Source organism: Aquabacterium sp. (genome assembly GCF_030652515.1).
Lineage (GTDB): Bacteria > Pseudomonadota > Gammaproteobacteria > Burkholderiales > Burkholderiaceae_C > Aquabacterium.
The window spans coordinates 1-12,894 of sequence record NZ_JAUSAR010000075.1 but is presented as its reverse complement, the minus strand read 5'-3'; the positions used below and the strand labels follow the sequence as shown (position 1 = coordinate 12,894).

At 62.9% G+C, this 12,894-nt stretch carries 11 protein-coding genes and 1 pseudogene; 9 read left to right on the top strand and 3 right to left on the bottom strand.

Annotation, left to right across the window (positions count from 1 at the left end):
- Window positions 1-158: 158 nt before the first annotated feature.
- The 5 genes from Q7V20_RS09820 to Q7V20_RS09800 all read left to right on the top strand — a co-directional run bounded on the left by Q7V20_RS09820 (window position 159) and on the right by Q7V20_RS09800 (window position 7,056).
- Entirely contained in the window at window positions 159-2,741 is a 2,583-nt protein-coding gene (locus Q7V20_RS09820) for a PAS domain S-box protein (protein ID WP_304789946.1), read from the top strand.
- Entirely contained in the window at window positions 2,738-3,382 is a 645-nt protein-coding gene (locus Q7V20_RS09815) for a response regulator transcription factor (protein WP_300546252.1), read from the top strand. Before Q7V20_RS09820 ends, Q7V20_RS09815 begins: the two co-directional genes overlap by 4 nt.
- Window positions 3,383-3,490: 108 nt before the next feature.
- Window positions 3,491-4,336, top strand: coding sequence for a bifunctional methylenetetrahydrofolate dehydrogenase/methenyltetrahydrofolate cyclohydrolase FolD (folD, locus tag Q7V20_RS09810; RefSeq protein WP_304789940.1), 846 nt, complete (start codon window positions 3,491-3,493; stop codon window positions 4,334-4,336).
- Between the two features lie 27 nt (window positions 4,337-4,363).
- Entirely contained in the window at window positions 4,364-6,406 is a 2,043-nt protein-coding gene (locus tag Q7V20_RS09805) for a M3 family metallopeptidase (protein ID WP_370652436.1), read from the top strand.
- Between the two features lie 17 nt (window positions 6,407-6,423).
- Window positions 6,424-7,056 carry a glutaredoxin domain-containing protein gene (locus Q7V20_RS09800; protein WP_304789934.1) on the top strand — a complete coding sequence of 211 codons (633 nt, stop codon included), beginning with the start codon at window positions 6,424-6,426 and terminating at the stop codon, window positions 7,054-7,056.
- Window positions 7,057-7,077: 21 nt separating this feature from the next.
- On the opposite strand, the gene rpiA is transcribed toward Q7V20_RS09800, so the two are convergent.
- The 3 genes from rpiA to Q7V20_RS09785 all read right to left on the bottom strand — a co-directional run bounded on the left by rpiA (window position 7,078) and on the right by Q7V20_RS09785 (window position 9,148).
- A complete protein-coding gene (rpiA, locus tag Q7V20_RS09795; RefSeq protein WP_304789931.1) occupies window positions 7,078-7,749 on the bottom strand; it encodes a ribose-5-phosphate isomerase RpiA in 672 nt (223 codons plus the stop codon).
- Window positions 7,750-7,756: 7 nt separating this feature from the next.
- Window positions 7,757-8,446 (bottom strand): DUF1624 domain-containing protein, encoded by a 690-nt coding sequence (locus Q7V20_RS09790; protein WP_370652437.1) that lies wholly within the window; start codon window positions 8,444-8,446, stop codon window positions 7,757-7,759.
- Window positions 8,447-8,521: 75 nt separating this feature from the next.
- Window positions 8,522-9,148 (bottom strand): FABP family protein, encoded by a 627-nt coding sequence (locus Q7V20_RS09785; protein ID WP_304789925.1) that lies wholly within the window; start codon window positions 9,146-9,148, stop codon window positions 8,522-8,524.
- 240 nt (window positions 9,149-9,388) lie between these two features.
- Here Q7V20_RS09785 and Q7V20_RS09780 point away from each other — a divergent pair, with 240 nt between their 5' ends.
- The 4 genes and pseudogenes from Q7V20_RS09780 to Q7V20_RS09765 all read left to right on the top strand — a co-directional run.
- Complete coding sequence (locus tag Q7V20_RS09780; protein WP_304789923.1) at window positions 9,389-10,672, top strand: O-acetylhomoserine aminocarboxypropyltransferase/cysteine synthase family protein; 1,284 nt, start codon at window positions 9,389-9,391, stop codon at window positions 10,670-10,672.
- A gap of 112 nt (window positions 10,673-10,784) precedes the next feature.
- Window positions 10,785-12,167: a sigma-54-dependent Fis family transcriptional regulator gene (locus Q7V20_RS09775; RefSeq protein WP_304789921.1), complete on the top strand. Its 1,383-nt coding sequence runs from the start codon at window positions 10,785-10,787 to the stop codon at window positions 12,165-12,167.
- 211 nt (window positions 12,168-12,378) lie between these two features.
- Window positions 12,379-12,654, top strand: a complete 276-nt coding sequence (locus Q7V20_RS09770) for a hypothetical protein (protein WP_304789918.1) — start codon at window positions 12,379-12,381, stop codon at window positions 12,652-12,654.
- A 30-nt stretch (window positions 12,655-12,684) separates the two neighbouring features.
- Window positions 12,685-12,894, top strand: a pseudogene (locus Q7V20_RS09765) (phage tail sheath family protein); the annotation flags it as partial.

The window sequence follows — 12,894 nt, the reverse complement described above, 5'->3', positions numbered from 1 at the left end:
GCAAAGTCTCCGTTGGTATGTACCAGTGTCATGAGTATCAGCCATCCCCTGAGTGAGTGGGGTGATTAGAGTGAATCCTTAACGCTGGAATTGAATCGGGATTGCACTCGTTCTCAAGCAGTACGTCGATTGTGGGAGACCACACGGATAATCGCAGGATGCCGTCTCGCTCATCCTTGTCCACCGCCGCCTCCCGCACACCTGGGGCGGGCAACTCCAACCGCTTCTTCTGGCAGTGGTGGCGCAAGCAGTCGCCCAACCAGCAGGATCGGTACGCGACACTGGGGCCGTTGGTGTCGGTGCTGTTGTTTTTGGCCGCCATCATCGCGGCCTTCTGGTACCTGCGCAATGAGGAACTGGAGCGCGAGCAAGAGTCGGTGAAACGCGACACCGAGGTCGTGCAGCAACAAATCCGCATGCGCATGATCGAAAGCCAGGAGCAGTTGCTGCGCCTGGCCCGCGAGATCAGCATCAAGGCGGTGAACTCCGAGCAGTTCATGCAGCAGGCCAGCGATTTCGTTCGCGCCCGCCCCGAGGTCATCAGCGTGGCCTGGACGCAGGCGGACGAAACCGTCAAGGCGACCCATTCCGCCATGAACCTGTACCTGCCCGCGCCGCAGGGCTTGAACCTCGACCCCTACGCCAACCTGTCGTCCTACGATCCCTTGCGGGGCGTTCAAGCCCCGCAAAGCGCCTTCAAACTGGCCAAGGAGCGCAACCAGCCGGTTTACTCCCAGCCTTACATCAACGGACTGGCGGCCCGGGTCATCCAGATCCAGGTGCCGCTCATCGACAGCACAGGCTTCATCGGCACCCTGTCGGCCGAGTACTCGCTGGAAGCGCTGATGCGGTACATGGTCCCGCGCGAGATCGTCAGCCGCCACGCGATGAGCCTGGTGCAGGTGGGGGGCGAAGTACTGACCAGCACGGTCAGTGCCTCGGCCGAAGGCTCGGCCAAACCCACCTTCGTTCATGAAGTGATCGTCACGCCAGTGGGCAATGGCCTGGTCTTGCGAGGCATGGGCTTTCGCACCTCCACCAACCTGGTGGGCAACACCCTGTTCTGGATGGTGGTGGCCCTGTCGGCCCTGACGGTGTGGACCCTGGTGGGCACCCTGCGCCACATGCGCCGCCGCGCCCAGATTCAGAAAACCCTGGTGCAGGAGACCAATTTCCGCCGGGCGATGGAAAACTCCATGCTCACCGGCATGCGCACCATCGACCTGGAAGGCCGCATCACCTACGTGAACCCCGCCTTCTGCGCCATGACCGGTTTTGCCGAAGAAGAACTGATCGGTTGCGTGCCGCCCTACCCCTACTGGCCCAAAGACCGGCTGGACGAGTTCAACCGCATGTTCCAGCAAGAATTGCTGGGCCGCAGCCCCACCGGGGGTGTGGAAGTGGTGATGCAGCGCCGCGACCTGAGCCAGTTCGACGCCCGCATGTACGTCTCGCCCCTGATCGACTCGCAAGGCAACCAGACCGGCTGGATGACCTCGGTCACCAACATCACCGAAGCCAAACGCGTGCGCGACCAGCTCACCGCCGCGCACGAACGCTTCACCACCGTGCTGGAAGGCCTGGACGCCGCCGTGTCCGTGGTCTCCGTGCAACGCGGCGAATTACTCTTCGCCAACCGCTCCTACCGACTTTGGTTTGGCGCCAACCCCGGCGCCCACTCCGAGTTGACCGGCGGAGAATTCGATCCCGCCGAGCTGGCCGATGGCGATGAATCGGTCGACAACTTTGGCAACCTGCCCACCCAGGAGCTGACCGCCGCCGGCGTCGATGCCCGCGACATCTACATGGAATCAGCCCAGAAATGGTTCGACGTGCGCGCCCGCTACATCCAGTGGACCGACGGCCACCTGGCACAGATGCTGATCGCCACTGACATCACCGCCCGCCGCCAAGGCGAGGAAGCCGCAGCCCGCCAAGCCGAAAAAGCCCAGTTCACCAGCCGACTGATCACCATGGGCGAAATGGCGTCCACCGTGGCGCACGAGCTGAACCAGCCCCTGGCGGCCATTTCCAACTACTGCAGCGGCATGGTCAGCCGGATCAAATCTGGCAGCATTGCCAACGAAGGCCTGATCGAAGCGCTGGAAAAAACCTCCCGCCAGGCCCAGCGCGCCGGGCAAATCATCCACCGCATCCGCCAGTTCGTGAAGCGAAGCGAGCCGCAGCGCCAGCCAGCCCGAGCCCGCGACATCATCGAAGCCGTGCTGGAGTTGGCTGGTTTCGAGATGCGCCGCCGCCGCGTCACCCTCAACAGCACCATCGCCCAGCGCCTGCCCACGCTGATGGTTGACCCGATCCTGATCGAGCAGGTGCTGCTGAACCTGCTCAAGAACGCCGCCGAGGCCATCGATTCGGCGCAAATGCCACAGTCGCGCCGCCATGTGGACCTGCGCGTGCAGTTGCGCAAGTCCGAAGACCAGGGCGAGGTGGTGGAGTTCGTCGTCACCGACGCCGGGCCGGGCATGAAGGAAGAGATGAGCAGCCGCCTCTTCGAGGCCTTCCATTCGTCCAAGGCCGAAGGCCTGGGGATCGGCCTGAGTTTGTGCCGATCCATCATCGAGTCACACCACGGTCGCATTGGCGCCGAGAACATCTACAATGGCTCCACGGTGATGGGGTGCAAGTTCACTTTCACCCTCCCGGTCGACAGCAGTGGTGCCTCGGATTTCTCCGATTCGGTCACCCCTCCCTCCAACGACTTGCTAGCCGATAACCCATGAGTCTGATCCCCAAAAAAGGCACTGTGTATGTGGTCGATGACGACGAGGCCGTGCGCGATTCGCTGCAATGGCTCCTCGAAGGCAAAGACTACCGGGTGCGGTGTTTTGACTCGGCCGAATCCTTCCTGGCTCGGTTCGATCCCCGTGAAGTGGCCTGCCTGATCGCCGACATCCGCATGGATGGCATGAGCGGCCTGGAGCTGCAAGACAAGCTCCTCGAGCGCAAATCGCCCCTGCCCATCGTGTTCATCACCGGCCACGGCGACGTGCCCATGGCCGTGAACACCATGAAAAAAGGCGCGATGGACTTCATCGAAAAGCCCTTCAAGGAAGACGCCCTGGTGGCCCTGGTCGAGCGCATGCTCGACGAAGCCCGCACCGCGTTCTCCAGCTCGCAAGAGGCTGCCAGCCGCGAAGCCTTGCTGTCGCGCCTGACCACGCGTGAAGCTCAGGTGCTCGAGCGCATCGTCGCCGGCCGCCTGAACAAGCAGATCGCCGACGACCTGGGCATCAGCATCAAGACGGTGGAAGCCCACCGTGCCAACGTGATGGAAAAGCTCAACGCCAATACCGTGGCCGATCTGCTCAAGATCGCCCTGGGCGCCAGCGGCCAACCAGCCAACGCACCGGCCAAACCCTGAGCAAGGCCTGCGGGGGCGTCATGCCCTCACGCGCATCAAAAGGCCGCCCCCGTGCGGCCTTTTTCGTTCTTTCGCCCCCATTTTTTTGACTGAATTGCAGCCCGCCCCATGACCGCACAACTGATCGACGGCAACGCCCTGTCCAAGCAACTCCGCGCCGAGGTGGCCGTTCGCGCCGCCAAGCTCACCGAAAAAGGCATCACCCCTGGCCTGGCCGTGATCCTGGTCGGAGAGAACCCCGCCAGCCAGGTGTATGTGCGCAACAAGGTCAAGGCTTGCCAGGATGCCGGCCTGCATTCCGTGCTCGAGAAATACCCCGCCACCATGACCGAGGCCGAGCTGCTGGCCCGCGTCGACGCGCTCAACAACGACCCATCGATCCACGGCATCCTGGTGCAACTGCCCTTGCCCAAGCACATCGACGACCACAAGGTCATCGAATCGATTTCGCCCTTGAAAGACGTGGATGGCTTCCACGTGGCCAGCGCTGGCGCCCTCCTTGTGGGCGAACCCGGATTCAAGGCCTGCACGCCCTTCGGCTGCATGAAGATGCTGGAATCCATCGGCTACGACCTGCGCGGCAAGCACGCCGTGGTCATCGGCCGCAGCAACATCGTCGGCAAGCCCATGGCGATGATGCTCTTGCAATCCAGCGCCACCGTCACCATCTGCCACAGTGCAACACCTGACCTGGCCTACCACACGCGTCAAGCCGATGTCGTGGTGGCGGCGGTGGGCAAGCGCAATGTGCTCACTGCCGACATGGTCAAGCCCGGCGCCGTCGTGATCGACGTCGGAATGAACCGCGATGATGATGGCAAGCTGTGTGGCGACGTCGATTTTGCCGGCGTCAAGGAAGTGGCCAGCTGGATCACCCCCGTGCCTGGCGGTGTCGGCCCCATGACCATCACCATGCTGCTGGTCAATACCATCGAAGCCGCCGAGCGCCTATAACTCGCCTGTAACCAAACCACAATGCCCATGACCACACCCAATCCACTGCTCGACACCTCCGGCTTGCCCGCTTTTGCCAGCATCCAACCCGGCCATGTCACGCCGGCGATGGATGTGTTGCTCAAGGAAGCAGAAGCAGCGCTGGACAAGGTCACCGGCCCCGATGTGCCGCCTGACTACGACACCCTGTCTTTGCTGTTGGATGTGGCCACCGAGCGTTTGGGCCGCGCCTGGGGCGCCGTGGGGCACCTCAACGCCGTGGCCGACACCCCGGAAATCCGGGCCGCGTACAACGAGAACCTGCCACGCCTGACCGAGTTCTACACCCGCCTGGGCGCCGATGAGCGCCTGTACGCCAAGTACAAGGCCCTGTCGCAATCGCCGGAGGGCCAGCGCCTCAGCCCGGCACGCCACCGAGCGCTCGACAACGCCCTGCGCGGCTTCGTGCTGGGTGGCGCCGAGTTGCAAGGCGATGCCAAGAAGCGTTTCGCCGAGATCCAGGAGCAGCAGGCCGCCCTGTCGCAGGCTTTCTCCGAGCACGTGATGGACGCCACCGACGCCTACAGCTACTACGCCACGGCCGACGAGCTGGCCGGTGCGCCCTCCGACGTGGTCGAATCCACAGCGGCCGCCGCCAAAGCCGAGGGCAAGGAGGGCCACAAGCTGACCCTGCACATGCCCTGCTACCTGCCGGTCATGCAATACGCCACGCACCGTCCCCTGCGCGAAACGCTTTACCGCGCCTATGCCACCCGCGCCAGCGAAACCGGCCCGGCCGAGCGCGACAACTCGCCCCTGATGCAGCAGATCGTGGCCCTGCGCCAGGAAGAAGCCGCCCTGCTGGGCTACCCCAGCTTCGCCGATGTGTCCTTGGTGCCCAAGATGGCGACCAGTCCGCAGCAGGTCATGGAGTTTTTGCGCGACCTGGCACGCCGCGCCCGCCCCTTCGCCGAAAATGACATGGCCGAGCTGCGCGACTTCGCCCGCACCGAGCTGGGCCTGAGCGATCTGCAAGCCTGGGACACCGCCTTTGCCAGCGAAAAGCTCAAGGAAGCCCGCTACGCCTTCAGCGACCAGGAGGTCAAGCAGTACTTCACCGAGCCCACCGTGCTGGGTGGGCTGTTCAAACTGATTGAAACCCTGTTCGACGTGAACATCAAGCTTGATGCCGCCCCCGTCTGGCACGAGTCGGTGCGATTTTTCCGCATCGAGCGCGCTGGCAGTTTGGTCGGACAGTTCTACCTGGACTTGTATGCCCGCTCTGGCAAGCGCCCTGGCGCGTGGATGGACGACGTGCGTGGCCGTTGGGCGCGCCCCGACAACCACCAAACCCAAACGCCGGTGGCCCACCTGGTGTGCAACTTCGCCTCAGGGGTCGGCGGCAAGCCCGCCCTGCTCACGCACGACGATGTGACCACTTTGTTCCACGAATTCGGCCACGGCTTGCACCACATGCTGACCAAGGTCGATGACATCGGCGTCTCCGGCATCAGCGGCGTCGAATGGGACGCGGTCGAGTTGCCCAGCCAGTTCATGGAAAACTTTTGCTGGGAATGGGACGTGGTTCAGCAACTCACCAGCCACGTGGACACCGGCCAATCCTTGCCGCGCGATCTGTTCGACAAGATGAACGCCGCCAAGAACTTCCAGAGCGGCATGGCCACCCTGCGTCAGGTCGAGTTTTCATTGTTTGACATGCGCCTCCACGCCGAAACCGGTAACGACCAACGCGTTCAGGCCGTGGTCGACGAAGTCCGCCAGGAAGTCGCCGTCAACATCCCACCAGCGTTCAACCGGTTTCAACACAGCTTTTCACACATCTTTGCAGGCGGCTACGCGGCAGGCTATTACAGTTACAAGTGGGCCGAGGTGCTGTCGGCAGACGCCTACGCGGCTTTTGAAGAAGCCGCTTCAGGCCAGGCCGGTGTGCTGAATCCCGAGGTGGGCCGCCGATACCGCGAGTCGATCCTCGAAGCGGGCGGCAGCCGCACCGCCATGGATAATTTCAAGGCGTTCCGGGGCCGCGAGCCCAGCATTGACGCCCTGCTGCGTCACCAAGGCATGAGCTGAATCAAAGGTAAAACCACATGAGTCGTTACTTGCAGTCCTCTTCCTTGCTGGCCACGGCGGTGGGCTTGGCTTTGCTCAGCGCTGGTCCGGCTTGGGCGCTCTACAAGGTCGTGGCCCCGGATGGTCGCGTCACCTACACCGATCGCCCGCCCACTGACCGGCCTGCCGCCACGCTCAAAACCAACGGCACCGTGGTCCAGGCCACCGGCTTGCCTTTTGAATTGCAGCGAGTGGTCAGCCAATACCCGGTCACTTTCTACTCGTCGTCCAAATGCGTGCCGTGCGATGGTGCGCGCCAGATGCTGCAAGGACGAGGCATTCCCTATGTCGAGAAAACGGTTGATACGTCTGAAGACATCCTGAGCCTCCAGAAGCTGGAAGGCCTTCAACAGGTGCCGATCCTGAAGGTGGGCAGCAAGCAGTTGGTAGGCTTCGCCCCGGCAGATTGGGGTGCTTATCTGGATGCCGCAGGGTATCCGGCCAAATCGGCTCTGCCCACCAGCTACAAGCAAGCGCCTGCCACACCGTTGGTGCCGCCCGACCTGCGGGCCCCCGTGCCCGAGCCACTGCGCTTGCAGGCCGACACGCCCACCAATGTCAGCCCAGCGCCCAACCCCACGCCTCCGCCGCCACCTGGCTTCAGGTTCTGAGCCCGCTTGGCTTGACGCCCCTCAAAAGGTCAGGGTTCTGACGCCATTCGGTGTGCCCAGCAGGCACACCGAAGCTCGGTTGCGGGCAAAGATGCCCACGGTCACCACGCCGGGCCACTGGTTCACGTCCGACTCCATCTGAGCCGGGTTGGGGATGGCCAGGCCGGTCACGTCCACGATCAGATTGCCGTTGTCGGTGGTCACGCCCTCGCGCACCTTGGCCTGTGCGCCCATGGCGACAAAGCGGCGCATGACCTGGGCAGCGGCCATCGGGATCACCTCCACCGGCAGCGGAAAGCGCCCCAGCGTGTCCACCAGCTTGGTTTCATCGGCGATGCACACAAAGCGCTCGGCCAGGTCCGCCACGATCTTTTCGCGGGTCAAGGCGGCGCCACCGCCCTTGATCATGTCGCCCTGGCGATTGATTTCGTCCGCGCCATCGATGTAGACCGCCAGGCTGCTGACCGACTCGGCGGGCAGCACCTTCACACCCAGTGCCAGCAGCCGTTCGGTGCTGCGCACGGAGCTGGACACGGCGCCCACCACCCGTTGTGGGTCGGTTTTGAGCGCAGCGCCCAGGGCGTCGATGAACTTGTCCACGGTCGATCCCGTGCCCACGCCCACCACGCTGCCAGAGGTCACGTAGTCCAGGGCCGCTTGGCCCACCAGGGTTTTCATTTCGTCTTGGGTCATGGTGTGCTTACTTCAAAAAAATCCAGGCGTTCAAGGCACCTATCAGCAGGGGCTGGTGCAGCATGTAAAAAGTCAGGCTCCAACGGCCCAGGGCTGCCAAGGCAGCTCTGATCGTTGGGATCAAACCTGAATTGTCGCCGCTGGCGAGCTTGCTCGAGGCAGAAGCCATGCAATGTGGATGCCTGGCCAGCAGCCATTGCGTGGCCGCCATGCCCCACCACATCACACCCAGCCAGGGCAGCACCGGCACATAGTCCTCGGTGATGGGCTTGTAAGTCACCAACCCCAGCCAGTTGGTGGCGCGGGAATCAAAAAAAGGGTGCTGGATCAAGCTGGGCAACAGCAGCGCCACGGCACCCAAAGGCCAGAGCCAGGATTTCAACGGGGCGCTCAGACGGGCCACGATCAGCATCACGGCCATGCCGTGCAGCACGCCAAAGTAGATGAAGCTGTTCGGGAACATGAACCAGCTGCCCACAGACACCAGCACCGCACAGCCCACCACTTGCGCCCAGCGGCGCCAAAAGCGTGGCCAAGACTGGCCTTGTGTGGTGGCCACCGCCTGCCCCGCGCCTGCGCACAGCAGAAACAGGGACAGGATGCAGGTGCGCTGCGTGGTCCACAGCGCGTCCTCGTAGAAATTGGCGGCCAGCAAGCCCTGGTGGCTCAGGTCAAAACAGAAATGAAACACCGCCATCCACACCAGCGCGAAGCCCCGCAAGGCGTCCAGGCGGTCAAAGCGAAGGGCGGGCGCGTATGAAGACACGCTGCGTCAGCGGTTTCTAGCCAGGGGGTTGGGCGTCGGCTCACCAATTCGGCTCAGGTGGTTGGTGTCCACGTGGTGGAAGGGCTCGGTCTGGCCCTTGATCATCATCACGGTGTCTTCGTCATAGGACCAGGTGCCGTCCGCGTTGAACTGCACCTTGATACGAAACTCCACCGTCTTGAAGGCGTAGTCGATGAAAGCACTGGAGCAAATGCCTGCGCCGTCGCTCGTCACCAATTCGAAGCTGGTGGCATCAGCTTTGACCTGGCCAGACACCATGACCGTTTGCGCCCGAGGAATGGTCAGGGTGTGCGTCACAGTTTCGGTGGCCGGCTCCCACAGCCAGTAGCCCACTTGCTCGTGGTAGGTCTTGACCTGATCAGGCTTGGTGATCAGCACCAGGTAACGCAGTCCGTACAAGAGCTGGGGGCCGTTGGTCACTGGGTCGATGGGCTGCAACTCCATGCGCTCCACATACGCCTGCTTGCGGGGGCCATCGGCTTTGGGCTTGATGTCCAGGCCGCGCGTGCCCTGCCAGATGCCAGCCATCCCACGCAACGGGCCCAGGTTGGCCAGGGTGTCGACATCGACGTTGGCGGGCTCGGTGTAGATGTCGTCAGAAAAATGGCTCATGGTCAGGCTCTGGTGAAAAGGGTAAGGCTCCCCCGGATTATTAAGCAGTCCATATGACTTTTTTGCACACCCGCATGCCAAGTCATTGCTTCTCAAATTTGGAGCAACCCCCTAAGGTGAAACCTTCGTCATTGACAACTGAATCGACACCCATGACCATCACCGCCATCAATGTACGCAACGGGGCTGATCGTCACCTCGGTCATCACCACCCGACCCATCATTCACCCAAGGAGCGACATGGCCACCAATCCCGACTGGAAGTTCGAAACGAGGTCCGTGCACGCGGGCTATTCTCCTGACCCGACCACCAAGGCGGTGGCCGTGCCGATCTACCAGACGGTGGCTTATGCGTTTGACAGCGCCCAGCACGGTGCTGATCTGTTTGACCTGAAGGTACCGGGCAACATCTACACGCGGATCATGAATCCGACGCAGGATGTGCTTGAGCAGCGCATCGCGGCGCTGGAGGGCGGTATTGGTGCGCTGGCGGTGGCCTCAGGCCAGGCGGCAGTGACCTATGCCATCCAGACCATTGCCGAGGCGGGCGACAACATCGTGTCCAGCACCGCGCTGTATGGGGGCACCTACAACCTGCTGGCGCACACCCTGCCCCAGTTCGGTATCACCACCCGGTTTGCCGACCACCGCAACCCCGACAGTTTCGAACCCCTGATCGACGATCGCACCAAGGCGATCTTTGTCGAGTCGCTGGGCAACCCCTCGGGCAACATCACAGACATCGCCAAGGTGGCCGAGATCGCCCACCGCCACGGCATCCCGCTGATCGTGGACAACACGGTGCCCTCGCCCTACCTGAGCCGCCCGTTCGAGCATGGTGCCGACATCGTCGTGCACTCGCTGACCAAATACCTGGGCGGGCATGGCAACAGCCTGGGCGGTGCGATCGTCGATTCGGGCAAGTTCCCGTGGGCACAGCACAAGGCGCGCTTCAAGCGACTGAACGAACCCGACGTGAGTTACCACGGCGTGGTCTACACCGAGGCGTTGGGCCCTGCTGCCTACATCGGCCGAGCGCGCGTCGTGCCCTTGCGCAACACGGGCGCGGCCATCTCGCCGTTCAACAGTTTCCTGATCCTGCAAGGCATCGAGACGCTGGCCTTGCGCATGGACCGAATCAGCAGCAATGCGCTCAAGATCGCACAGCACTTGAGCCAACATCCGCGCGTCAAATGGGTCAACTATGCCGGACTTGAAGGCCACCCCGACCACGCCTTGGTCAAGAAATACCTCTCGGGCCAGGCTTCGGGTTTGCTGACCTTTGGCATCGAAGGTGGCCGCGAAGGTGGCGCACGCTTCCTGGATGGCTTGAAGCTGTTCACACGCCTGGTCAACATCGGGGATGTGCGCTCACTGGCCACCCACCCTGCTTCGACCACGCACCGTCAGTTGTCGCCAGAGGAGTTGGGCAAAGCGGGGGTCACCGAAGACACGGTGCGCCTGTCAGTGGGCATCGAGCACATCGATGACCTGCTGGCCGACCTGGATCAGGCCCTGAGTTAGGCCATCTGATCCCTGACAAGGTAGGGATACTGCAATGCGTTGATGTCTCGCAGAATCCGGGCAAGAACAAACCCTTCACCCAGGGAGCCCGCATGCCACTCGAGACATCACGATGAACCAGCTCACCTGCTCAGTGGCAGCGGGTGAGCCGCACGGTGCGCTGGGCCGCGAGTTGCATGACTGCATCGTGGCCGGGGCCGCCGATCTGTTCACTGTCGAGCTGCAAACCTGCCTGCCTGCCAGCGCGCCGTGCGATCTGTCGCTTCCGCTGGTGGATGCGAACAACGTGGCCGACGTGGCCGCCACCATCGCGGCCTGGCGCTTGAAGCATCCCCACAGCCTTGTGCTACCGGTGGTGATGGGGCTGTCGCAGCCCCAATTGCTGGCCTTGCTGTCCGCGGGTGCGATCGACTTCGTGAGCCTGCCGCTGGACGAGCCTGCCTTGCTGGCCCGCTTGCGCCGCGCCGTGGGGGCGATGCCCGCCAGCGCAAATTTGCAACGCCCGCCGCTTCAATCGCCCGCTTTGCGTGAGCTGGTGGGCGCCAGCCCGGCGTTCGTCAAGCAACTGGCCATGCTGCCCACCATCGCCGGTTGCGATGCGGGCGTGCTGATCCTGGGCGAAACAGGTACTGGCAAAGAGGTTTGCGCGCGCGCCATTCATTACACCTCGGCACGGTCCACGCGCCCCATGGTGGCCGTGAACTGCGGCGCCATCCCGGCCGATCTGCTGGAGAGCGAACTGTTCGGCCATGTGCGCGGCGCCTTCACCAGCGCCCACGCCACGCGCAGCGGCCTGGTGCGTGAAGCCGAAGGCGGCACCCTGTTCCTGGATGAGATCGACTCCTTGCCCTTGCCAGCCCAAGCCAAGCTGCTGCGCTTTCTGCAAGACATGGAGTTCCGACCAGTGGGTGGCGACGCGGTACTGAAAGCCAATGTCCGCGTGATCGCTGCCTGCAACCAGGATCTGGCCGGCCTGGTCGAACGCGGCCTTTTCCGCCGCGACCTGTTCTTTCGCCTGCACGTGCTGACCGTGGTGCTGCCGCCCTTGCGCGACCGCGCCGAGGACATCTGCACCCTGGCCTTGCGATTCCTTCAGCAGTTCTCTGCCCAATCAGGACGCCCGCCCATCGGTCTGTCCCCCCAGGCCGTCAAGCGCCTGCTGGCCCACGACTGGCCTGGCAATGTGCGGGAACTCAAGCATGTGATCGAGCGGGCCGTGCTGCTGGCCCAAGGCCCGAGCATCCAGGCCGACGACCTTCAACTGCAGACGATCGACACCACGACAGGCGCAGGCGAATCCTTCCACGACGCCAAGACCCGCATCGTTGATGCTTTCGAGCGCGGCTACCTGGAGCGCCTGCTGGCAGCCCATGGCGGCAACATCACGCAGGCGGCCGAAGTGGCCCAGAAGAACCGGCGCGCGCTGTTCGAGCTGATCCGCAAGCATGGCATTTGCGCCGAGCGCTTTCGGCCCAAGGATGCCGCCGCGCAGTGACCAGGACATTTTCATGCATCTGGTCGGACAAATTTGTCCAGGTGCTTTTCTGCTGTGATGGTCCCCAGTAAAGAGCCCATGGGGCCAGGCCAAGGTGGACACATTTGTCCGCGGACATGACTGCCCGAGATGTCTTTCCCCTCTGTGATCAGCTTGTTCGATGCATGGCACCGAGATTGCGTAGGGACAGGTCAAGGGATTGCGTGTCGCCATGAATGTTTCTGCTTCGGCCGCGAAGATCGTGGGTGTTCTGTCGTGCTATCTGCGGCAGAACCCGCTTGCGTCCGACACCTTGGAAGGCATTTCGCAGTGGTGGCTGAAATCAGGTGAGGTGTCCTTGGTGGACCTGGCCCATGCGCTCAAGCAGATGGAGCAGGCCGGTGTCATCGAGGCGAGCAACGCGGCAGACGGGCAAGTGCGTTACCGGCGCACGGGCCTGAATGCCAAGGTCGATGAAACGCTTGACCGCTTCATCGCGAATTCTTGATCGATTGAATGACTGTTCCAGGAGGCACACATGGTGCAAGTGAGTTACCCAGGCGTCTACATCCAGGAAGTGTCGAGCGGCGTGCACACCATCACCAGCGTGGGCACCTCGATCACCGCTTTCATCGACTTCTTCCGGGAAGGGCCCATGAACGAGGCGATCGAGATCTTCGGCATGGCCGATTTTCAGCGTGTCTTCGGTGGCCTCGATGACCGGAGCGAGGCAAGCTACGCCATTGCC

What these genes read in the sequence shown, in the direction of transcription:
- Q7V20_RS09820 (WP_304789946.1), top strand. Translation starts at nt 159, where the DNA reads ATGCCGTCTCGCTCATCCTTGTCCACCGCCGCCTCCCGCACACCTGGG.
- Q7V20_RS09815 (WP_300546252.1), top strand. Translation starts at nt 2,738, where the DNA reads ATGAGTCTGATCCCCAAAAAAGGCACTGTGTATGTGGTCGATGACGAC.
- folD (WP_304789940.1), top strand. Translation starts at nt 3,491, where the DNA reads ATGACCGCACAACTGATCGACGGCAACGCCCTGTCCAAGCAACTCCGC.
- Q7V20_RS09805 (WP_370652436.1), top strand. Translation starts at nt 4,364, where the DNA reads ATGACCACACCCAATCCACTGCTCGACACCTCCGGCTTGCCCGCTTTT.
- Q7V20_RS09800 (WP_304789934.1), top strand. Translation starts at nt 6,424, where the DNA reads ATGAGTCGTTACTTGCAGTCCTCTTCCTTGCTGGCCACGGCGGTGGGC.
- rpiA (WP_304789931.1), bottom strand. Translation starts at nt 7,749, where the DNA reads ATGACCCAAGACGAAATGAAAACCCTGGTGGGCCAAGCGGCCCTGGAC.
- Q7V20_RS09790 (WP_370652437.1), bottom strand. Translation starts at nt 8,446, where the DNA reads ATGGCGGTGTTTCATTTCTGTTTTGACCTGAGCCACCAGGGCTTGCTG.
- Q7V20_RS09785 (WP_304789925.1), bottom strand. Translation starts at nt 9,148, where the DNA reads ATGAGCCATTTTTCTGACGACATCTACACCGAGCCCGCCAACGTCGAT.
- Q7V20_RS09780 (WP_304789923.1), top strand. Translation starts at nt 9,389, where the DNA reads ATGGCCACCAATCCCGACTGGAAGTTCGAAACGAGGTCCGTGCACGCG.
- Q7V20_RS09775 (WP_304789921.1), top strand. Translation starts at nt 10,785, where the DNA reads ATGAACCAGCTCACCTGCTCAGTGGCAGCGGGTGAGCCGCACGGTGCG.
- Q7V20_RS09770 (WP_304789918.1), top strand. Translation starts at nt 12,379, where the DNA reads ATGAATGTTTCTGCTTCGGCCGCGAAGATCGTGGGTGTTCTGTCGTGC.